The 24133-nt window shown below is 57.2% G+C and carries 6 protein-coding genes; 4 read left to right on the plus strand and 2 right to left on the minus strand.

Going from position 1 to position 24133, the window contains the following annotated elements; translation table 11 throughout:
- Nucleotides 1-3: 3 nt before the first annotated feature.
- Nucleotides 4-18546: a DUF7507 domain-containing protein gene (locus tag Z946_RS21480; protein WP_025053912.1), complete on the minus strand. Its 18543-nt coding sequence runs from the start codon at nt 18544-18546 to the stop codon at nt 4-6.
- Nucleotides 18547-19084: 538 nt separating this feature from the next.
- Here Z946_RS21480 and repA point away from each other — a divergent pair.
- The 3 genes from repA to repC all read left to right on the plus strand — a co-directional run bounded on the left by repA (nt 19085) and on the right by repC (nt 22486).
- On the plus strand, nt 19085-20260 hold the full coding sequence (gene repA, locus Z946_RS0101135; protein WP_025053913.1) for a plasmid partitioning protein RepA: 1176 nt from the start codon (nt 19085-19087) through the stop codon (nt 20258-20260).
- On the plus strand, nt 20260-21231 hold the full coding sequence (repB, locus tag Z946_RS0101140; RefSeq protein ID WP_025053914.1) for a plasmid partitioning protein RepB: 972 nt from the start codon (nt 20260-20262) through the stop codon (nt 21229-21231). The genes repA and repB overlap by 1 nt, the downstream gene beginning before the upstream one ends.
- A gap of 166 nt (nt 21232-21397) precedes the next feature.
- Nucleotides 21398-22486, plus strand: coding sequence for a plasmid replication protein RepC (repC, locus tag Z946_RS0101145; protein WP_025053915.1), 1089 nt, complete (start codon nt 21398-21400; stop codon nt 22484-22486).
- Nucleotides 22487-22567: 81 nt separating this feature from the next.
- Here repC and Z946_RS0101150 read toward each other — a convergent pair whose 3' ends face one another.
- On the minus strand, nt 22568-23761 hold the full coding sequence (locus tag Z946_RS0101150; RefSeq protein WP_052836053.1) for an alpha-D-ribose 1-methylphosphonate 5-triphosphate diphosphatase: 1194 nt from the start codon (nt 23759-23761) through the stop codon (nt 22568-22570).
- Here Z946_RS0101150 and Z946_RS0101155 point away from each other — a divergent pair.
- On the plus strand, nt 23760-24133 hold a 374-nt coding region (locus tag Z946_RS0101155; protein WP_025053917.1), incomplete at its 3' end, for a DUF1045 domain-containing protein. The two genes, Z946_RS0101150 and Z946_RS0101155, sit on opposite strands and share 2 nt — an antisense overlap.

Below are 24133 nucleotides of genomic sequence, written 5' to 3' on the forward strand. Positions count from 1 at the left end.
TCCCTACCGTGTCTTCGCAATTGTTTTTTCAATGACAAGCTTACCTGACCCGAGGCCACGCCAACGCTGACGGATCAGCGCTTCCATCGCCCGAAGCCGTTCGCGGCCCATCGTCGGTGTCTCGCCCGCTGCCAACGCATAGGTCAGGCGCAACACCGGATCGTTGTCCTTGACCCTGGAAAGCAGGTTATCGACTGCCTGGCTCAACCCCGGTTTGGGTTGTGCTGAATTGGCGGCGAATGCCTGTGCTGTCAGATCGATATCGACAATCTGGCCCTGCTCTGCACCAAAGTTCATCTTGGCGAACTTACCGGCAGTCAGGCGCACAACGCGCGGGTTTTCGGTGGTAATCCGGAAACCGGTTGGCAGCGTCCGCTCATCCACTTTCAGCATGAAGTTGCTGCCGATGTTGCGCGGCAACGCGGCACACGGCAAGGAGTAGCGGCCAAACTCGTCGGTGGTGATGAGGATACCATCAGGCGTGACAAGCCGCACGCCAGCGATGCCCGGTTCGCTCCTGTCATCGGGTTCAGGGATGTCGTCAAGTTTGCCGAATTTCCCGTTCCCCTGATAGCTGTCTTCGATGATCGGACTGCGCAGGGTGCCGGGGCCATCCTGATACCCGTTGCCGTTGCGGTCATGGAACACGCGCCCGATGACATCGGAGCAGTCAAAGACATGTTCGGGATCAATCCGCACGTCAGCCTCTGCGATATTGGACACGGGTCTGCCAAAGCGGTTTTCGACAAAGGTGCGGTTGGTGATGACACCAAAGCGTCCCGTGCGTACAACGCGCGCAGAGATGCGTATCTCGACTGTTTCACCTGCACCCAGATCACCGCGCCATTCAAGGCGGCGGCCATCGGCAAGCGGCTCAACCGGCGCGCCGTCAACGCGTGCACTGCCGGGAGTATAGATCAGGCCAGCAGGCAGTTGGTCGACAAAACGCGCATTGCTCAGCGCGATCTCGGACTGGTTGCTATAGGACATCACAAAGTTGACCGTTTCACCAAAGACCGCTGTTTGACGGTCTGCGGTCTTGGTCGCGTTCACATCTGTGATGCGATCACAATCACGCACCGGAATGTTGTTGTTGATAACAATCGGATCGCCCGCTTCGACAGTAAAGCTGGTGTAGAACGGGTTGGCAGGCGCGGAGCTGTCGGTCAGCAAACCGGTATCACCAGCCGGACCTGCACCGATCACACCGGGATTGTCCGGCAGGAAGGTAGACAAATCCAGATCACCCAGCGACAGCCGGTCCTGAGACGGTAGCGTTGTTGTTGGATAGGTAATGCCGACGGTATAGGTGCCAGCAGCAGTCGCATAAAACTGATAGGAGCCCTGACGTCCGTCACGAACCACGGTAATCGGCCCTGACGTGCCCACGCCCGTTTGCGTGAACCCGTTGCCGGACACAGAAATCTGTCCACCGATCAGAATGCGACCATCGTTTTCACAATAAAGCACACCTGTCGGGTCATAGTCCTCGCGGTCGGGAATACCGTCGCCGTCTCTGTCTGCTGTAGGTGATTCCAACCGGTCAGGGATGCCGTCTCCGTCAGTATCCGTTGTCAGAACGATAACTTCGCCCACTGCCGGTTCAAGCAGCTGTTCTGAGGCCGCAGCGGCGGTGTTCGGCGCGCCGGGCTGGCCCGTGCCTGTGGCGTAGACAATCGTCATCGTGATCGTCCCCGTCTCGCCCGGTGCCAGTACAGCGCCTTCGCCCAAAAGGTTGATATCATTCACACCGTCAAAGGCAGGGTTGGCAGTTGCTTCGCCGAACCCTTCTGCGGCCAGTTCAATCGGATAGGTCTCCGACATGAGCAATGCAGGGGACAGGAAGGCTTCCAGATCATCCGTCACCACGATATCGGTTTGCGTGATGTTACCGGTGTTGGCCACAGTGATCGTAAAGCGGACCCGCTCGATGGTCGGGAACAGGATTTCACCTTCCTCAGCGGATTTCACGACTTCGAAGCGCGGCAGCGCCTCGATTTCCGCAATGGTCGGATCGTTACCCTCGTTGTTGTCATCGGACACCCGTTCGATGGGGGCGCCATCCGGTCCGGTTGCGATACCGGTAACCACGTTGCTGAAACCGCCCGCGTCAATGTCGCTTTGTTCCAAGGTGACCGTAGCGCGGTATGTCGCAATCGCACCGGGCACCAGCGTGCCACGCGGCAAGGTGGGGTCTTCGTCGGTGCCGATGTAGACAAGCGGCAAGGTGCGCGGGTTCTCGCCCTCCAGATCGGTAAGGGTATCCGTCAAAGTCAGCCCCGTCAGAGCCTGACCCCCGGTGTTGGTCACGGTCACAAGGAAGGTTGCTTCCTCGCCGACCATTGTGCCGACTTCTTCCACCGTCTTGAGGATCGAATAATCAGCAGGTGAACCGTCGATCAGGAAGACCGTCGGATCGTCCGTCACATTGCCGTCGTCATCAATGCCGTTATCCGAGATATCAAAGGCGGAGCGGCCAAGTGGACCTGTGCCGGACACGGTTGCGGTGTTGCTTAGTCCACCGGCGTCTATGTCATCCTGTGTCAGCGTATGCGTCACCTGCCATGTAGCACTTTCGTTGGTGTTCAGCACGTTCGGCACAGCGGTTTCGGTAACTTCGGCAGTGACCGACGCACCATCCAGACGCGTCATCGTGTCGATGATGGTCAAATTGCTGATCTGCACCTGTCCGGTGTTCTGGGCGCGAATGGTAAAGACCACCAGATCACCCACGTTCGTGCCACCCGAAGATACGGTTTTGACGACTTCGAGCGCGGGTGTGCCCGGCGGCGCGATTGCAAAGACAGTCGGATCATTGGCGGTGTTACCGTCGTCATCGATGCCGTTGTCCGACATATCAAGCACAGGACGGCCCGACGGGGCACGCGCTATTGCTGTGACCTGATTGGACAGACCGCCGGTGCTGATATCATCCGCAGTCAGCGTCCGTGTCGCGGTATAGGTCCAGATTTCGCCGACGCTTAGGACGTCATCATTGCCGATATCCGTTTCGGGGATACGGGCAAAAGGCGCATCCAGCGTGATCTCTGCTCCACCCAGATTGGTCATCTCGTCGTTGATGATCACGTTACGCAGTGTGGCGTTTCCTGTGTTTGCAACGGTGAGCGTGAAGGGCACAGCAGCGCCAAGAACCGGTGTGATCTGCTCAACGGTTTTGGTCACTACCAATGCGCCTTCGGTCGTGGGACCGACCAGCAAAAGCGTATCCTCATCTGAGGCTGTCAGCTCTCCGGGGGCGTCCCCGATCACCGACGCCGTGTTCTCCAGCATGCCGCTGTCCTGATCGTCCTGTGTGATCACACGCTCAAACGTACAGTCTGTGTTTACGTCATTCGGGGTCAGCGTTTCGATTTCGCAGGCATAGTTCGGGTCCATGATGTCGCTGACAACCAGATCCGTCAGCGTGACGTTGCCTGTGTTACGGACTTCGAAGAAGTAGGTCAGCGTTGATCCGGGCTCTCCGTACGGGGACGGTGACGCAGTTTTCGAAAGCGCAACAGACGGTTCAGGTTCTGGCGTTTCAATCACCAGTGTCTCGCTTGTGCCCACACCTTCGCCTTGCGGCGTCACAGCACTTACCTCGGCAGTGTTCGTGATGCTGCCGGCGTCGATATCGTCCTGTGTCACCATGGCGGTGCCGGTACAGATCAGCTGTGCTTCACGCACAAGGACGTCCTGCTGACACTCGAAATCTTCAAGCATGTCATCGCGGATCACCACATTGCGCAGGGTCTGTTTGCCGGTGTTTGTCGCCGTCAACGTATAGGTCAGCTCCTGCCCCGGTCCGACAATCGGCAGCGGTGCCGCGGTCTTTTCGAGCGAGATTTCGGAGGTGATGTCAGCGATTACGGTCACATTGCTTGGCGGTGAGAAAACCTGCGTGTCGTCAGCACCGAATACGGTTTGAGCAAAAGCTTCGTTCAGGACATTGCCACGGTCCAGATCTACCTGCGTTACGGAATAGTCGGCCGTACAGGTGACCATTTCGCCGGGGATCAAATCGGGATCGTCCACCGTTGGCGTGAAGCATTCGATCTGGCCGATAAGCGTATCCGACACAGTTACCGGTGCCGCGAAGGCGCGTTTGCCGTCGTTGGTCACGTCAAAGGAGAAGGTCAGCGTCTCGCCCAGTTCGGTAAAGGTCGTATCTTCTGGCACGGACTTCAAAATCGACAGTGACGGGATACCGCCGTTCGGAATGGTTGCCGATGTAAGCGGCGTGATGGTCGCCCCGTCCGTCGCGCTTGCGATGTTGGTCACACTGCCCAGACGGACGTCTGTCGCCGTCACTGTATAGACACCGGTACAGGTGAACGTCTCATCCGGCAGCAAACCTGCATCGGGGAATACGTCGCAGGTGATACCGGTTGCGGGGATCAGGTTATCGCTGACCGTGATCGGCGTCATGATGGTGGTATTGCCGGTGTTGGTTGTGACGTAGGTATAGGTTACCTGCGCGCCGGTGATGAACTGTTCCGGTGGAAGGTCCTGTGGCGTTTTGGTCAGCGCCAGCGCCGGTGTCTGCTGTGCAAGGATCGTTTCGGTCGCGGGATCAGAGGTCGTCCCGTCGGTCGTGGCCGTCGCGACGTTCACGATCTGACCGTCGTCGATGTCCTGCTGGATGACAGCATAGGTGCCAAGACAGGCCAGACGGGCGTCAGGCCGCAAGCCACCAAGGGGCACAGGATCACAGACAACGGAACCGCCATTATCCGTGATACGCGGGTCTGACACCACGATCGGGCCGGGCAGCGTGACGTTGCCGGAGTTGAGGACGATAAAGTTATAGGTAAGCACCTGACCAACTGTCGAATAGGTGACCGGACCGCCTGTCGCCAGTCGTTTGGTCAGATCCAGTTCGGGTTCGCGTTCGATAATAAAGGTCGTCGGGTCGTCAGCGGTGTTACCGTCGCTGTCGATACCGTTGTCGGTCACATCGGTGATAGAAGGACCAACCGGTGGCGCGCCTGTGACTGTTGCGCTGTTGCGTACACCGCCTGCATCAATGTCTTCCTGAACCAGCGTGTAAAAAGCACGGTAGCGGGCTTCTTCGCCCGGCAGCAACACACCGGCAGATGATCCGAGCGTTGATCCGGCAAAGGTTGGCGTGCCGTTCAAGGCCAGCGGCGTGTTATCCAACCGCGTGAGGCGGTCAGAGGCGACACCCACGCTTTGCAGGGTCACGTTACCGGTGTTCCGCACAACGATCACGAATTCCAGACGGCTGCCGACTTCGGGCGCGCCGCTGACGAGTGTCTTTTCACCCTCGATACCCGGCATAGGGTCGATCACGGTTACGGTGGGATTGTCGCCGCCATTACCCGGTACGTCATCATCAGAAGCATCCGAGACTTCAACGCCTTCCACAGTGATCCCGCTTGCGGTGGCCTGGTTGCTGACACCACCTGCGTCGATGTCCTGCTGGGTCAGCGTGTGGGTCGCACGGTAGGTCCAGATCTCTTCAACATCCAGCACACCGGCTTCACCCGCGTCACCACCTGTCAGCTGTGGCGGGCCCGAAAGCGCGATAATCGTATCGTCAAGACGGCGCAGCGTATCATCCAGTTCAAGGTTCAGCACACTCTGGTTGCCGGTGTTTTCAACCGTAATGGTATACGTCAGGGTTTCCCCGGCAACTGGCGGCGTTGAAGTCCCGCTCAGATCGACCGTCTTGATCGTTTCCAGCGATGGTGCGCCCTCTTCGGGTGTGACGGAACGTGTCGCACTGATCGTGATGGGGGTCGGCGAGCCGGGCAAGGTCGCGCTTACGGTTGCAGTGTTGGTAATCGGTGCACCTGCATCGATGTCATCCTGCGTGACAGTATAAAGCGCCGTAAAGCTGACGATATCACCGGGGGCGAGCCTGTCCCATGTGCCATTCGCGCCGCTGTCAGAGCTGTCGCCTTGCGGACCATCATCGGTCACCAGCGTATCGCCCGCCACATCAAGCGAGACAGTTCCCGCAGCCGAGGTATGCTGGTCATCAAGGGTCACGTCGTTAAGGGACACGTTGCCCGCGTTGGTGACGGTATAGGTATAGGTGACCACCTGATCCACAGCCAGATCGCTGGTCGCGTTGGGTGTCTTGACCATCAACAGTTGCGGATCGGAGATCGCCTCGACGGTGACGCTGTCGGTTTCGTCGCCCGGTGTGGCAGGCAGGGGCACCTCAGCAGAGCTGGCTCGCGCAATGTTTGTGATACCGCCGGCATCAAGGTCTTCGATGGTCACTTCGTAGGTGGCGGAACATTGCAGCGTATCGCCGGGGGCAAGGCCTGCGCCCGGGACAGGCGCACAGTTCACATTGGCAATTTTGTCGTCTGTCACCTGCGGCTGTGCCGTCAGGGTGATGTTGCCGCTGTTGGTCACCACGTAGGTGTAGGTGATCGTCTCACCCGCTTCGGTGACTTGCGACACATCTGCCGTTTTCAGCAGGCTGAAGGCAGGCGCATGATCGGGACCGCGGACAAATAACTCGTCCTCGGCGGTGGCGGTTTCCTGGCCTGGAGTGTTGGCCGTTCCCGTACCTGTCGCACGGTTCAGGAAGCCGCCATAAACAGGGGCGCTGCCGTTCACGGCATCAACGTCCTGCTGGGTGACAACGTAAGAGACGATACAGCTGGCGTTTTCTTGCTCGGGTGCCAGTGACGGGATTGTACAGCTTGCAGGTGTTGTCGTGCGTTCGTCCTCAAGCGTGACATTGTTCAGCGTTACATTGCCATTATTGCGCGCAGTCAGGCGGAACTGTACAACATCGCCCTCACGACTGAACGCGGGCTGGTTGGCCGACAGCACCGGTTCAACAGCTTTTTCGACTTCCAGTTCGGGTCTCGGTTCCGCAATCTGTGCGGGCACTTCGGCCGTATCGGTAATATCCTCGCCCTGCGGGCTTTGTCCCATCACACTTGCTTCGTTGATGAGCGACTGTGCATCCACATCTTCCTGAAGCGCGACATAGGTGCCTTCACAAATCAATGCTTCATCCGGCGCGAGCGTAACGCTCGGATCGGCAGCAACATCATCGACAGTACAAGTTAGCGTAGGCACCATCGGGTCCGTGATGCTGACCGCCAACAAGGTCTGGTTGCCCGTGTTCGTTGCCGTGATCCGGTATGTCAGGGTATCGCCCGCTTCTGCCGGAGCAGGTGAGCCGACAATCACTTTTTCCAGCTCGATGCCGGGGTTCGTTTCGCCTTCTACGACTTTGGTCGCGGCCTGCGATACGATGGCAGTTTCATTCGGTGTGCCGGGCGCAAAGGTCGTGGTGGCCAGCGCTTCATTGGTCACAGAGCCCAGATCAAGATCATCTTGCGTGACAAGATAATCCCGGAAACAGGTGAAGCTCTCTCCGACGCCAAAGACGCCTTCGGTCGCCGCATCATAACACACGAAAGGTTCGCCAATGCGGTTGTCGTCAATGAAAATATTCTCGGTCAGACCCACGAGGGACGTGTTTGAAACGGTGAAGCTATAGCGGATCACGTCATCCACTTCGGCAAAGCTCACGTCGCTGGGGTCAGAGTTCTTTATCAGGCTGATCGCCGGTGCCGCCCCTACGGGGTAACGAGCGCTGTCACCGGGCGACTCAATCGGCTCCGTACCGATGAAACCGCTCGCCGTGGCTGTGTTTGTGGTCGAGCCAAGCTCCAGATCACCAGTGCGCAACGTGTAGGTGCCCGAACAGGTAACCGATGCACCGGGCAGAAGCCGCCCGTCTGTCAGCGCAGGACAGCTGGCGTCAGCCGACAGCGTATCGTTGATCGTGATCGGACCGTCGATAGTCACATTCCCATCGTTTGTGAGAATGAATTCGTAGGTGAGAACCGTGCCGGTATCAAATGTGTCAGGCTGGGCGCTTGTAAGGTTTTTCTCGAACAAAAGCGCAGGCATCTGAACCGCAGGAACGGTCGCCGTAACTTCTTCGGAGATAACATCAGCGCCGTCGATGACGGTTTGCGCAGTTGCAATGTTGACCACAGACCCCGCGTCAATGTCGCCCTGTTCCGCCGTCCATGTGTGGGTACAGGATACCGTATCGCCGGGTGCCACCGGGCCTGCATCACAGGGAAGGCCCTCGCCAATCTGATCGTCATTGATGGTTACGGCTCCGGGCGCTGTGACGTTGCCGGTGTTCGTTACAGTAAACAGATACGTGATCTCGTCACCGACAGCAGCAAAGTTTGTGGCCGAGGCAGGCGCGATTGCCTTGGTCGCCATAAGAACCGGTGACTGCGTTGCATCAATAATTACGCCGGAAGGATCGGTTGTCACGGTTTGCGTTGTCGGATCACCGGGGTTGGCGGGGACAAGTGGCTGCGTAACAGAAGCGGTCGCCGAGTTCTCGAATGAGCCAAGATCGAGATCGCCCTGCTCAATCGCATAGTTGCCGGTACAGGTGATGGATGCACCCGGTGCCAGTGGCGGTGCGGGACAGGCCACGCCGCCCAGGTCCTGCGCCGCGATCAGCGGATCATCAATGGTCACCGGGGCGGTCAGGGTGAGTGTGCCGGTATTGGTTACGATAAATTCGAACGGGATAAGCTGATCGACAGCCGTGAAGGGCAACACGGCCCCTGCCCCGATCTGTTTGGTCATCGTGATTGCCGGCGCGCCGGATACGTTCACTTCGGTCGGGTCGTTCTCGGTGTTTCCATCGCCCGGGATGCCGTCATCTGAATCGTCAGATACGTTGAATCCGCCTAGCGCGGTGGCGCTGACCTCGGCCGTGTTGCGCACGCCACCCGCATCAATATCCTCTTGCAGCAGGGCGTATGTCGCGCGGTATTCCCATGTCTCTCCCACATCCAGCACGCCGGACGTGCCGCCGTCACCGCCACTCAGCGCGGGTGAAAGGCTTAGAACTGTGCCATCCCGCCGCGTGAAAGTATCGCTCAGCACAACATCGCGCAGCGATACGTTGCCGGTGTTTTGAGCGGTAATCACAAACGTGATCTGATCCCCGGCGGCTGCGGGAGTGGACAGCCCGCTGGTAATCGCGGTTTTCACCACCTTGAGGCCCGGATCGCGCGGCAGTTGAACCAGCGTCGGGTCATTTGCATTCGGGCCCGACGTCGCATCATCCGAAGCATCGCTGATAGATGTCCCGTCAAGGGTCGCACCGCTGGCCAGCGCTTCGTTTGTAATCTGGCCTGCATCCACATCGGCCTGCGTCATCACATAGACGGATTCAAAGACCATCGGCGTGCTGCCCACCGGCAAATCGGTTGCAGCGCCTCTGCCAACAGCTGCGCCACCGCTTATCAAGGAGGGCACAGGAAGCGCCGCTGTGCCGCTGAAGTTGGTCTCGCTCAGCGCGATATCATAGGCGGTCACGTTGCCCAGATTGGTTAGCGTGAAGGTATAGGTGATCCGGTCGCCTTCGCCGACGATACCGTCCGGTCCCAGATCCAGCGCGGCAGTCTTGACCAGACCGATCAGAGGCGTGCGCGCAATCGGCGTATCTGTCGGATCATTTGCCGCCGGATTTGCGTCTGACGTGCTGGAGACATCCTGAACGGCATCCCCTTCGGGATCATTTGCAGTTGCCGTTACAGTATTGGACACGCCACCAGCATCAATGGCGGGCTGCGTCAGAACAAAACGGGCGCTGTAAATCCATGTCTCGCCGACATCGAGTTCACCATCGCCGTTGCTGTCACCGCCGTCAAAGGTGGGACCGCTGGTCAGATCCAGCGGATTATTGGCCGCATCGGTCAGCTGGTCATCAAGCGTCGGAGCCGTCAGGGTCACGTTGCCGATGTTTGCCACGGTGATGCGGTAGTCAATTGTGTCGCCGACACGCGGCGGATTGTTCAGACGCGGTGTCGCAACCTTGACTGTTTGCAATACCGGCACGCGGGGCAGCGTGATATCTGTCGGCGCGTCCCCTGCCGTATCGGCGGGATCAGAGGCATCGCTGACCGCGGTGCCGTCAGTGTCGCGGGCATTTGCCGTGGCCTGATTGGTCACGATACCTTCGTCGATGTCTTCTTGTGTCAGGCGGTATGTCGCGTTGAAAACCATCGGTGTATCGCCTGCGGGCAGGTCAAGGACGCTGGCCGAACCACCCAGATTTGCACCACCGCTTACATAGGCGGGAACAGGGGCAGTACCGGTGCCGCTAAAGCTCGTCTCGGCGATGGTCACATCAAACAGCGTCTGAGTGCCGGTGTTGCTGACGGTATAGACGTAAGTGATCGTGTCGTTCACATCGACCGATCCGTCACCGCCATCATTCAGGGTCGCGGTTTTCAGCAGCGCGATACCGGGCGCGCCGGTGATCGGCACTGCGGTCGGATCGTTTTCTGCATTGCCATCGCCGCTAGAATCGCTGGCACCTGCATCATCGTCGCTGGTGTCGTTGACGGTGTTTCCTGCCAGATCATTTGCCACAGCACGGACCGAGTTGCTGATCCCTTCGGCATCAATCGCCTGCTGGGTCAGATCAAAACGCGCCTGATAGCTCCATGTTTCGCCAACATCGAGGGAACCGTTGCTGTTGACGTCGCCGCCGGTCAGCTGCGGTGCCTGATCAAGTGCCAACGGAAGGCCATCTGCATCGCGCAATGTATCTGTCAGAACGGGCGCCGTCAGCGTCAGGTTGCCGGTATTGCTGACGGTGATCGTAAAGCGTACCGGATCGCCCACCATAGGCGGACTTTGCAGGCTGTTGGTATCGGCGCGTTTTTCCACAACCATCGACGCAGTGGTCGGCAGAACCGTTACTGTCGGGTCGCTCGCGTTGGGCAGGTTGCTGTTGTCGTCTGATGTGTCTTCAGCCGGATCACCCGACGGGCTGACACCATTAGCGACCGCCTGGTTGGAGATGGTTCCAGCATCCAGATCTTCCTGCGTCACACCGTATGTGGCCGTATATGTGATGGTGCCGCTGCCAACAGGAAGGTCAGGCAAAGAGGCATTGCCACCGATGGCACTACCGCCAGCGCTCAACAGTGGTGAGGGGGGTGTACCTGTGCCGTCGAAACCGGTTTCTGCAAGCGTGATATCCAGCACAGTCACGTTGCCGGTGTTCGAAACGACATAAGTGTATGTAATCGTGTCCCCGACATCGAGGCTTCCGTCACCACCATCGTCAATCGCCGCCGTTTTGACCACGGCGATCATTGGCAGATCGTTCAGAACAACATCTTCGGAGCTGTCGGTGCCTGAAACAGGCAGCCCTTCCTGATCTTCCGCCACAGCGGTCACGGTATTGTCGAAGCCACCCGCATCAATGGCCTGCTGCGTGAGGTCATACCGCGCGGAATAGGTCCACGTCTCGCCCACATCCAGCAGACCGTCGTTATCGGTATCGCCGGACGTCAACGTCGGAGCGAGGGTCAGATCAAGCGGCTGATTAAGCGCGTCAACAAAGGTATCATCCAGCGTTGGTGCAGAAAGGGTCTGGTTGCCGTCGTTAACGACAGTGATGGTAAAGGGCACTTGCTGGCCGACAACGGCAGGGCTTGTGATGTTGTCGGTGTTCACGGTCTTGCTGACGGTCAGTGATGGATCGCGGGGAACCACCGCGACAGACGCGTTGTCCTGTGCAGACGGATCGTCCAGTCCGGCAGGCGCTGTGGCCGTGGCCGTGACGCTGTTCACAAGGGTAAAGGCCGCATCCACATCGGCTTGGGTCACTTCATATTGCGCGGTAAAGGTCACTTCATCACCCGGCGCAAGCGTGCCCCAGATGCCGGGGCCTGCATTGTCCGGTGAGGTGCCGGTTGTGTTGATATCGCGCGTCAGCGTTTCACTGTCATAAGTCAGCAAGGTTGTACCGGATGCCGACAGATGGCTGTCCACAAGTGTGACATCAGTCAGGGTGAAGTTGCCGTTGTTCGTGACCACATACTCATAGGTTACGATTTCGCCAGCTGTCACGCCCTGCGTGACGGATGGTGTTTTGACGATGCTGAGCGCGGGGTCGCCGCCGATGGGCACGGTCAGCTCTGCGGTATGCTCGGGCGCAGGGTCAACTTCACTGCTGGTGGCAACGGCAATGTTTGTCACACCCCCTGCATCAAGGTCCGCCTGAAGAACTTCGTAGGGCTGGCGACAGATGTAGCTCTCGGATGGCAGCAAGCCACCGGTGGGGAATGGCGCACAGGCAAACTGGCCGATCTTGTCGTCGTCAATCTGAGGTGTCTCGGTCAGCGTGACGTTGCCGCTGTTCACGATACGGTAGGTATAGGTGACCGTCTGGCCCGCAGTGTTGATCTGGGTCAGATCCGCCGTTTTGGTCAGGCGCATGCCGGGCTCGCGGTCGGGGCCGCGGACAAATATTTCGCCGCTTTCGGTAAAGTCAGGAAGGGACGTATTGATCGGTGTGGCAGTTGCGTTCGCTACGTTCAGGAAACCGCCAAAGATTTCGCCGCCACCTGTGTTGATGGCGTCGATATCCGCCTGCTCAACCACGTAAGAAAAACGGCAGGTGTCAACGGTGATGCCGGGGGCAATCGGACCGACGGTACAGCTTGCAGGAAGCACATCACGCTCGTCCGTAACGACAACGCTTTGCAACGTGATGTTACCGGTATTGGTGACAGAAACAGCAAATTCAACCGTCTCACCCACGGCCGAGAAATCACTGTCAGGGCCGGTGGGGCGCAATGTGCGCTTTTCAACATCCATGGCGGGCTGTGGATCTTCGATCACAACAATTTCAGTGGCTTCGTCACCCCGCGTGACACCGTTGGGGTCAGTTCCTGATGCCGCAGCTGTGTTGCTGAAGGTCTGCGCGTCAACATCTGCCTGCGACACCTGATAGTCACCACTACAGACAAGCGCGTCACCGGGCAAAAGAACCACGTTCGCAGGTGCAGCAGCCCCGCCGGGCGTCACGGTACAGGTCAGATCAGGGATCAGCGGATCGGTTATGGTGACACCGCGCAACGTCTGGTTGCCGCTGTTGGTGGCCGTCATGCTGAAGGTCAGGATCTGGTCAGCCGCTGCACCGTCAGGCAGCGCTGTCACCAGATCTTTGACCAAGGTAAGCTCTGGTGTTTCGGTGATGGTAACGGTGGCATCGGCGTTTGGTGATACCACGTTTGTCGGGGATGAACCGGCACTTGCGTAGACCGTTCGCCCCGTCGCGTTGTTGGTCACAAAGCCCGCATCTACATCAGCCTGCGTCAGCTCGTATGGGTGGGTGCATGAGTAGCTCGCATTTTCACCGGAGGTCGAAAGCGGCGGGACGGTTCCGCTCGCCTCTGGCTTACAGGCAAGGGTGCCCAGCTTGTCATCCTGAATGGTAATTGCCTCAATCAGGCCGACGTTGCCGGTGTTGCGCACGATATACTGATATTCGACAATGTCGCCGACCATCATCAAACCGCCTGTTACTGGCAGTGCCAGTTTCTCGAGCGACAGGCTGGGGGAGGCATCAACCGGATAAATGGCGTTATCACTTGGCGACAGTACGGGCTGGTCATCAAAGCTACCGGTGGCAGAAACAACGTTTGTCGACGATCCGAGGTCAAGATCGTTCTGGGAAACCGTATGCGTGGCGGTACACGTCAGCGTTTCATTCGGCTGAAGCTGGTTGTTTGTCAGCGTGCCGCAACTAAAGCCTGCGGGGAATTCGATAAGGTTGTCATCCAGCGTAATCGGCCCGTCAATCGTCACGTTACCGTCGTTCGTCACCACGATGGAATAGCTCAGCTGGTCGCCAACATCGAAAGCGTTCGGGTTATTCGTTCCGGTAAAGGTTTTCTGAATGGCGAGCGATGGATCCTGAACCGCGTTGATCGTCACGCTGTCGGGCAGTGATTGTACCGCAGCGCCATCGAACAGCGTGTCGGCAGTTGCGATGTTGGTCACAGATCCGTCGTTCAAGGCGGTCTGGTCGGCGTTATAGACCTGCTCACAAGTGACTTGTCCTAAGGGGGCGAGCGGTGCCGTGGTGCAGGTCAACGTGCCTGCAATCTTGTCATCATCAATTGTAATCGGAGCAGTGGTGGTGACGTTACCGATGTTGGTGACGACATATTCAAAGGTCACAGGATCACCAACGGCAGAATAGCTTGCTGCCGAACCGGCTTTGACCCGCTTGTCGATTTGCAAGCGCGGCAACTGGTCGGCCTCGATGCGTACGGTATCGGACGGCGAAGTAACCGTTACCTGCGTGGCACCACCCTGCCCTTGCGGGATGACGGTTTGGGTGACGCTGGCGGTTGCGATGTTTTCGACAAAACCCGCATCAAGGTTCGGCTGGGTAATGTTTGTTGTCGCGGTACAATCAATGAAATCACCCGGCGGAATGCCTGCTGCTGGCGGTTGCGGGCAGGTCACGTTGGCAATCAGGTTATCATCAACCGTGATTTGCGAGGTCAGCGTGATATTGCCACGGTTAAACACGCGGTAGTTATAGGAAATCTGCTGGTTCAACGTATCAAATGTTCCGCTGAGGGTTGTTGTCTTGTCGATCTCCAAGGCAGGCACCTGTGCGGGACCTTGCACCGTAACCGTGTCGCTGTCGCTTACAGGCGTGCCAAGCCCGAGCGAGCTGCCTTCGACGGTGACGTTGTTGGTATAGCTGCCCAGATCGACGTTCGTCTGGTCAAATACCTTTGTCGCTTGCAACGCGGGTGCGCCCCCTGCGCATGTGGTCGCTTCTGCGCCGGGCAACAGATCGTCAAGGGCGCATGTAAATCCAAGATCGCTATCGTTGACTGTCAGCCCCGTCAGGGTGACGTTGCCTGTGTTGCGCACGCTGAACGTGAACACTTCGCTGTCTGTGGCAGACGTAAAGATACCGTCGGTGCTGGCCTTGGTGATGACAACCGCGGCGTTTTCTGCCGGACCCTGAATAACCACTGTATCGGTTTGATCCGCCGGATCGGTAACACCGGCAGGCGCATCAACGGTGACGGTCGCAGTATTGGTAATGCTGCCGCTGTTCACGTCTTCCTGCATCGTGGTGTATTGCGCCGTACAGCTGCGATCTGTGACACCCGGAAGAATGCTCGGGATAGTACAGGTATAAGGTGTCCCAAAAAACGGATCAGTGATGCTCACATTGGTCAGCGTCACGTTACCTGTGTTTTCAACAACAAAGACAAAATCGATAGGCTGATTAGCAGCAGTGAATCCCGCAGGTGCCGTTTTATCGAATGTATAGGACGCCAGACGTTCCTCCCCCAAGACGGTTTCATCATCAATCTGGGGGTCGATTTCGGGCGACGACAGCGTCGCTCTGTTATCGACTTGCCCGCGATCAATATCAGCCTGAGAAATCGTGTATTCGAACTGACAGCTCCGGTCGATTGCACCGGGGGCCAAGGTCGCAATCGTACAGGAAAAACTTGCATCCAGAATGTCGGTGACGGTCAGATTGGTCAGCGTCTGGGTGCCTGTGTTCTCGACCTCCATCACATATGTGATCTGTTCATCAATGGCGGAGAAAGACGTGATGCTAGCCTGTTTATCCAAAGTTGCAGTCTTGGTCCCTGCCCCCGCTGCCAGATCGGCGCGGTGATCATCGGTATCGGTCTGCTGTGCGCCTTGCGCGGGCTGTGCCTGTACCGTGGCAGTATTGGTAAAGGTCTCGTCGTCGATGTTGGCCTGCGTGACCTCGTAGGTGCCGGTACAGCTTTGCGATGTGCCCGGCGCGATGTCTGTCAGCACACAGTTCAGATCGGGGATCAGCGGATCCGTTACCGTTACACTGCGCAGCGTGACATTGCCCGGCGCAGGGTTGCTCACTGTGAAGGTATAGCTCAGCTCTTCGTCAAGCGCGCTGTAGGTTGCTGGGCCGGTCTTGGACAGCTCGACATTCGGGATCGCGGTCACAGGCACGGATGCGCTGCTTTCGTTCGACGTCACCGTGCTGGTCACGCCATTCGATACAAAGTCAAAGCTTGCCGTCGCACTGTTGTCGACACTGCCGCTGTCAAGCTCCGCCTGGGTGATGCCGTTTGCAGTGTTGTTACGCACACCGGTACAAGTAAAGCTTTGCCCGGGATCAAAGTCAGCGGGCTGGTTGCACACCGGTGCCGCGCTGAGCAGAGGATCGTTGATCACGATCGGCTCAACGATACGTGCATCGCCGGTATTTTCGATCTCGAAGGTGTAATTGATGGTATCGTCAAGCCCGTCAACAGATGCGGTGCTGGTTGTCTTTGAGAGAGAGATCGCAGGATTAAACGTGGGCGCGATAATCGCGTTGACCTGCGGCGATTCTGTTGCACCGGCTGACGCGGTGGCCACGTTCACCACAAAACCCGCATCCACATCGTCATCGGTCAGTATGTATGGACGCGTACATGTCTGCGTCTGCCCGACCGTCAGCGGAGCGGGGAAGCAAGTAAACGTCCCGATCTTGTCATCCGTAATCTCGATCTGGGTCACGCCGATATTGGCGTCGATCCGCACGTTGCCTGCGTTGCGAACCGCAAACGTATAGGTCACGCTTTGCCCAACGGTGAAGTCACCAGGCGCCACAACCGGTGCGGTCTTGGTCAGCTCAAGAACAGGGTTCTGTACGGCAGGCACAGTGACCTGATCGGTGTTGGAGGTGACGGCGGTATTCGATCCACCGGCTTCAACCGCATTCGCAGATGCGATATTGGTGACACCACCGCGGTTCAAATCGCCTTGAGTGGTGGAATAGACAGTCGAGCTACAGGTCATGCTGGTCATGGGGGCCAGCGTTGGTGCGGGACAGTTAACCGTTACCTTGTCGTCGGTGACGCTCACGCTCTCAAGTGCGACATTACCTGTGTTGGTCAGCAGATAGTCATACTCAAGCGCGATACCCGTCGCGCTGAACTGCGCAGGTGATGCGCTGTCGAGTGTTTTGTCCAATGACAGACCGACACTGCGCGTGGCGGTGACTTCAGCGGTATCTTGCTCGGTGTCACTGTTGGGGCCGACCGTGATCGTCGCTTCTGCAGTATTCTCAACCGAGCCACTGTCGATGTCGCCCTGCAAAATCGCATAGCTGGCCGTACAGGTCACACTGTTGCCCGGCGCAATCGGACCGGTTGGACAGGTCACAGTTCCGGCCAGCGGGTCGGAAACCGCCGGGGCCGCAGGGAAAGTCACGTTGCCCGCGTTGCGCAGAACGATCCTGTAATTAAGGATATCGCCGACTGCGTCATATGTCGCCTCGACTGCAGTCTTGGTCAGCTCCAGATCAAGGTTCACTACAGGTCCCGGCAAGGAGACGCTGTCAGACTCCGTCAAGCGGCCATCGCGCGGGGTGTCCGCGCTGACGGTAACAGTGTTCTCAAGCTCGTTTGCGGGGTCGGCCGCAAAGTTGTTCACGTCAGTCTGCGTAACGCGGTAGCTGCCGGTACAGGTGAAATCATCATTCGGTTCGAGGTCTGGCACGTTGCAGGTCAGGCCGGGAATAAGCGTATCGCTCACTGTGAAATTGCTCAGCGTCACATCACCGTCGTTGCGGATCAGAAAGCTGTAAGGCACATCGGTGCCAGCTTCTCCGAACGCGGACAGCGTGCTGGTTTTTTCAACGAACAGAACAGGCGTTGCGTCCGGCCCTTCAATGGTCAGCGTATCCGTCAGCGTGCCCAGATTACCAAAGTCAGGAACACCGACCGCTTGTGCGACATTTGTCACCTCGCCTGCATCGTAGTCTTCCTGCGTGATCTGGTACGTCCCTGTACAGGTCGCGAAATCAGCGGTGCCGCCTTGCTCGGTATCCAGAATCTCGGTCTTGTCGCAGGACACGGTCGCAATCTTGTCATCTGTGACAGCCAGCTGGCGGATTGGCACGGAGCCGATGTTTGTGACGATATAGCTATAGGTCACCGTTTGCCCGACGGATGTGAAATCGCTCACATTTGCCGATTTTTCGATGGTATAGCCTGGCGCTACCGTGACGATGTTGTTGTTGCTTAGGTTGCTCCCGCGCCGGAAATCCCAATAGTTGTCGTTGGGGTCGGCATCAAAAACCTGCGAAACCGTGCTGCCCGTTGAAAGGATATTCGACAAAAGCGCCGGATTGGTTGAGCTGAACCAGCCGGTGTTGAAGGTATTGTTGCCGAAGCCCTGAACAAACCCGCTTGAGTTAACGCCACTGGTGTCGGTGATCTCTGTCTGGACGTCCGACCAGTTACCGACAGTAAAGCCGTTGATGCGTAGTGTGATGTCATCTTCATCGAAACCGTTTACTTGCGTATCGCCATCGTAAGCGGAAAAGCGGATGTAGATATTTGTGATCGCGCCGCCAAAGTAGGTCGAACAGGTTGAGAACCCGCAATCAAGGTCAATGGGGTTGTTGATCGTGAAGGGGTTGCCCTGAAATTCAGTGGGCGTCCCGTTATACTGAAACCCGCGAAATGCACCGGCAGGATTGGAAAACTGGTAATACGCGTTGCCGTTTGCCCCAACCAAGACAATCGCGACACCACCCGCCTGCGGATATTCGTCGGGCAGCCGAAGGCTGGTTCCTGGAACGTTGCGCGTGAAATCAGTCGCCTGAGAGGGGAGCGTCGAAAAGAGCATCAATACCATAGCCAATGCCATGGCAATGAAATGCCGGTTCAAAAAAATCCGCATCATCAGGCGCCTACCAGTACACGCCCAAAGGGCGAAAAATCACTATCTGCGGAAAGATGGCACCCGGTATTCTGGCACAGCCGCACCCTCCGCAGCTTTTACTCATTTTGTTAAAACAGCAATTTTTATTCAATGAAAAGTTGCACTCCAAATTCCCCCTCAATTTAAAGACCTGTTGCTGCAAGGAGGTCACAGGTCCGGGGCTGGTAAAGCGAACCGCCATTTCCCGCCAAAAGAACCTAGCTAAGTTAATGATAGTTAACAATATTTTAACAATTCGATCTGCTTGCCCTGTAGATTGTAGTCTCTAACAAAGGCTTCTTTGTGACCATTGGCATTCGAAGCTCCGGTGCATGGTGCTTTCGCAGGCCAGCCGCCCCCAATTCGGCATCTAGGGCAGAGAAACACCTGGTACACTACATCATGTGGCGCAGACAAAATCATCGAATCGTTGAAATGTCTTGCGCGATGCTGTTCTTTTGTCCTAAGAAACGGAAAACAAGGCGCTATCGAATAAGAGCGTTACTAAGAGAGAGCAGTCGTGACCAGCAATGTCACCATAAACGCCCGCATCCGTGCCAACGCAGAAACGCTGGCCGGTGCGCTGGAGCAGCACATGCATACGGTCTTTGCACCGGATGCACGCAAGGAGTTGCGTCTTTTCTCTGCCGGGGAGTCGGCGGAGCTTTTGGGTATCTCTACCAGCTTTCTGCGAAAATTGCATTTCGATGGCAAAATTCCCGATGTTCACATGACTCCGGGTGGACGTAGACACTACTCCGCAGAAGACCTCATGCAAATCCGGCGCACGCTGGAGGAAACAGCCAAGACAAAGGGCAGTTACTTGCGTGGACGTCGCCCCGGTGATGCTTTACAAGTTCTGTCATTTCTTAACTTCAAAGGCGGCTCCGGCAAAACGACCAGCGCGGTTCATGCCGCACAGCGGCTCGCCCTCAAAGGCTACAAAGTGCTGTGCATTGATGTGGACCCGCAGGCCTCCCTCACCACGCTGTTCGGATACCGACCGGAGTATGATTTCCTCGATTCAGGGACGATCTACGACGCGATCCGCTATGATGACCCCCTGCCCCTTTCGGAGGTTATCCAAAAGACGTTCTTTGCGGGTATCGACCTCGCCCCAGGTGGTCTGATGTTGCAGGAATTCGAACATGAGACGCCCCAAGCGCTCATGAATAACATGCAGCCTCCGTTCTTCTCCCGTCTGGCGACCGCCATCGGAGAAGTCGAAGCGGACTATGACGTCGTGATCTTTGATTGCCCCCCGCAGCTTGGCTATCTTACGATGTCCGCGCTCTGCGCCTCTACGGGCGTTTTGATCACTGTTGTCCCCAATATGCTTGATGTCGCTTCCATGTCGCAGTTCCTGCAAATGAGCGCAGATTTGCTGGATGTAGTCTCTAATGCAGGCGCATCGATGGATTTTGATTTCTTGCGGTTCCTTATCAACCGGTACGAACCCAACGACGGGCCACAACAGCAGGTCCTCGCATTTCTGCGTCAGCTTTTCTCGGATGAGGTGATGGTGGCACCGATGCTCAAGTCCACCGCGATCTCCGATGCGGGACTGACGCACCAGACGATTTACGAGGTCGACCGCGCACAATTCCACCGGAATACCTATGACCGTGCGGTCGATTCACTCAATCTTGTGAACGATGAGATTGAAACGCTTATCCAGAAAGCATGGGGGCGCTGATGGCACGTAAAGGCATTTTGCAAGGCACGACAAACACACCCCCTGCCCCATCGGAACGACCTAAACCCGCACCGCGCGGCGCTGTTGGTGCGCTGCAATCGTCGCTCAACAAGCTTCAGGAGAACGCGGTTCAGGAAATAGACGCAAATTTGATAGATGACGGCGGGTTCGCGGACCGTTTGGGTGTGGATGGGATTGCACAGAAACAGTTGCGCGACAGCCTCAAGACTTATGGCCAACAGGTGCCTGTCTTGCTCCGCCCACATGCGAAACAACAAGGCCGATTCGAGATCGTCTACGGGCGTCGCCGCCTTGCCGCGTTGAAAGAGCTGGGCCTGCCGGTCAAAGCGATGGTGCGCCAGCTGGACGATCACGCCTTGGTTATGGCGCAGGGTCAGGAAAACACCGCCCGACAGGATTTGTCCTTTATCGAGAAAGCCAGTTTTGCCGCGCAGCTGAAAGCTGCGGGATATGAACGGCAGACAATCGCGGACGCGCTGAGCATCGACTTACCCATGCTCAGCAGGATGTTGACGGTCGGCGAGTGTTTCGACCTCAAGTTCCTCAAGCTGATCGGCGCGGCACCCGGTGTCGGACGTGACCGTTGGCTCGCGTTAGTCAAGCTTTTCGATGATCCTGCCGCGCGGTCACGGGCCCATTCAGCACCACGCCTTCCCGACTTTGCAGGCAAGGGATCGGATGACAGGTTTGAGGCCGTCATGGCACGGGCAAAGGGCAAAGCGGCAAAAAAAACCGCAGGCAAGACGGAAGCAGCAGGGCCAAGGGCTTTGCGCAATGCATCCGGCCAACCGCTCGCAGACCTGCGCAGCACCGGCAAAGGTGTCGTGCTGACGGTACAGACAAAAAACGCAGACGGGTTTGACAGGTGGTTCGAAGAGAACGCCGAGACCCTTTTGCAAGAAATCCACGACCAATGGAAAAAAGAACGGTCGGAGGATGTGAGGAAGTAAAAAGCAGGAGGCACGACCCCAAGACGGCAAAAGAAAAGCCCCCCAGGACGGATCCCGGAAGGCCAATCTTAGACTTCGCACCTTTGAGATAGCCCCATTGATTCGCCTCTGTCAACTCTGCCCTTCGGGGCTGGGGCAGGAAGTTGTTGTCTATCGTGAAATTGACATGAAACACGCGTCCCAAGTATCGCTTGGGCGGCCGGAAGCGGCTTGCCGAGCGCACCCCAACCCCCAGACAGACAAATGGCACCTACTGGATCTCTTGACCTCAAGTGCTGTGGACTTTGATCTGTCTCACCGAACACTCAGTGTCCTTAAGGCGATGCTGACATTCCTGCCAACCCGTGACATTCCCAACGGGCCAGAGGCGGTTGTCTTTCCCTCAAACGCTACTTTGTCACGCAGATTGTCTGGCATGCCTGAAAGCACGCTACGCCGCCATCTGGCCAAGCTTGTTCGCAGTGGCATTGTCAGCCGGCACGACAGCCCGAACCGCAAACGTTATGCGAAACGCATGGGGCAGCACGTCGCGATTGCGTTCGGCTTTGATCTGACACCTTTGCGCAACCTTTACACGGAGCTGACGGGCAGGGCGCACCGCATTGCAGCACAGAACGAAGCCTTGGCAGTGTTGCGTCAAGAAGTGCTTGTTCTGCGGAATAGGGTCTTGGAAGTGAATGGCCCCGACCCGCTTATTGACGAAGCGGCAAAAGTTCTGCGCCGGAAAGCGGATAAAAATGATCTGATGGCCCTGCGGGAAAAGCTGAATCAGGTGGTGGATAACGTGGACGTTCCTGAAGTTGTAGCGCCGGAAATGAGCACCAGTTGCGCTCAAAATGAGCGGCACATACAGAATTCAATAAAACCTTTTTTTGATTCTGAAGTTAGGCAGCAAGGACTAGCGCGCAAATCGATCGAACCAGGCAGGGAAGAAATATCCTTGAAAGAGGTGACATCTACCTGTCAGTCGGCACAGCTTTACTTTCCGGAACCTGTAAAAGGGTGGCGGGATGTCATCGAGTTGAGTGAAAAGATCGGACCGATGCTTGGGATCGACAATCAGGTGCTTCATCAGGCGCGACAATGCATGGGAATGGAAAGGGCAGGGGTCGTGGTCTTGTGTATTCTGGAACGTGTCGGGAAAATCAGATCGCCGGGAGCTTACCTTCGGCAACTTTGTAAACTCGCCGAGCATGGTAAATTTTCCATAGCTCCCATGTTGAAAGCCGTGTCCAGAGAGGTAATTGTCAGCTGACAATTTTAATAGTTTAACAAAAACATGCAGTTAAATTGCTACACGCCTGACAATCATACTGGGAGAGACGACGGAGATGGCTCATCCGATCTTGTTTCCTTCGCTCCAGACACCACGCAACAGCGGAAGCTGTTCCATTTTGCGCACACGCAGTACATCCCCTCGCATTCCGGCTGTCAGCGCCCCGCGATCTGTCAGACGGGCGGCCTTGGCAGGGTTGCTGGTAACTGTGGCGACGGCGCGGGGCAGGTCATCCCAGATTTCAGCAAGGCGGAAGGCAGAGAGGAGCAGCGCGGACGGGATGTAATCGGAGGATATGATGTCCAGAAGGTCCAGCTTCGCAAGCTCCTCTGCTGCGACATTACCGGAGTGGGAGCCGCCGCGCATGAGGTTCGGTGCACCCATCATGACAGAGATGCCATTGGCCAGGCAGGCTTCGGCAGCTTCAAAGGTCGTGGGAAATTCGGCAAAGCCAACGCCGTTACGGGCAGAGGTCGCGACGTGTTCTGCCGTGGTATCATCATGGCTCGCGATGACCGACCCTAATCTGCGTGCTTCTTTAACAGCACCTACTTCGTGTTTTGCACCATAGCGTTCCTGCAGAGCATAGAGGTTCTCCACATGGCTTGCGAATTGCGCATCGTTCAAACCCCGCCGCTTTGACACGTAGGTCTTGAGCGCTTCCATATCGCGGAATTGTCGCTGACCTGGGGTATGGTCCATCAAACTGACGATGCCGACACGGTCCTCTGTGCCAAAGGCAGCCAGTTCATCCAGCAGCGTCTCCGAACAAATCTCGGCCCTGAGGTGCAGGAAATGGCTGATCTTGAAATATCCCGCCTCGCGGGCGGCAAGCAATTCGTTGGCCAGCGTGCGGGCATAGTCGGTGTAACGTCCTTTGCCGCTGTGGATCGAGCCGACACGCATGGCGTCGAAGACCGTCGTGATACCCGTCGATGCCAGCTCTGCGTCGTGGGCGATAAGGGCAGGGAGGTGTGGCCAGTCCACTTCGGGTCGCGGCTCAATATGCCGTTCGACGTTATCAGTGTGCAATTCGACAAGGCCGGGGAGTACCAGATCACGTGCGCAATCAATCGCGCCGGCTGACACATGGTCGCCTTCCTTGATTTCCGCAATAATGCCTTGTTCGGTGGTAATTGACCCGACGATCACACGGTCAGGCAGGACAAGTTCCGCATTGGCGAGCGTAAGATTGCCTGACATATGGCTGTCATGTGTCTGTGCCAAAGAAGGCGAGGGAAAAGAGGAATTCATGTCATACTCCCGATATGCGATCTACTATATGCCGCCCGCCGGTAACATGGCAGAGGCGGGTGCCGCTTGGTTGGGCTGGGATGCCGCACAGGGTCGCGAGGTGGCTCAGCCCGATGTTGAGGGCTTGCCTGATGTTACTGCGGCACCGCGCAAATACGGATTTCATGGTACGCTGAAACCGCCGTTCGTCTTGCGTGACGGACGGACGGTTGATGAATTGCAGGACGCTGTTTCCCAATTGGCCGCGATTCTTCCACCCGCACGATGTGACGGGTTGGCTCTTTCGCGACTGGGACGCTTTCTTGCGCTCACACCTGTCGGAGACACGCAAAAGCTGCGACAGGTGGCCAGCGCATGTGTGCGCGACCTGGA

Origin of the sequence: Sulfitobacter noctilucicola (assembly GCF_000622385.1) — a bacterium.
GTDB lineage: Bacteria > Pseudomonadota > Alphaproteobacteria > Rhodobacterales > Rhodobacteraceae > Sulfitobacter > Sulfitobacter noctilucicola.

Coding starts and splice junctions, on each gene's coding strand:
- Z946_RS21480 (WP_025053912.1), bottom strand. CDS start 18,546: ATGATGCGGATTTTTTTGAACCGGCATTTCATTGCCATGGCATTGGCT.
- repB (WP_025053914.1), top strand. CDS start 20,260: ATGGCACGTAAAGGCATTTTGCAAGGCACGACAAACACACCCCCTGCC.
- repC (WP_025053915.1), top strand. CDS start 21,398: ATGAAACACGCGTCCCAAGTATCGCTTGGGCGGCCGGAAGCGGCTTGC.
- Z946_RS0101150 (WP_052836053.1), bottom strand. CDS start 23,761: ATGAATTCCTCTTTTCCCTCGCCTTCTTTGGCACAGACACATGACAGC.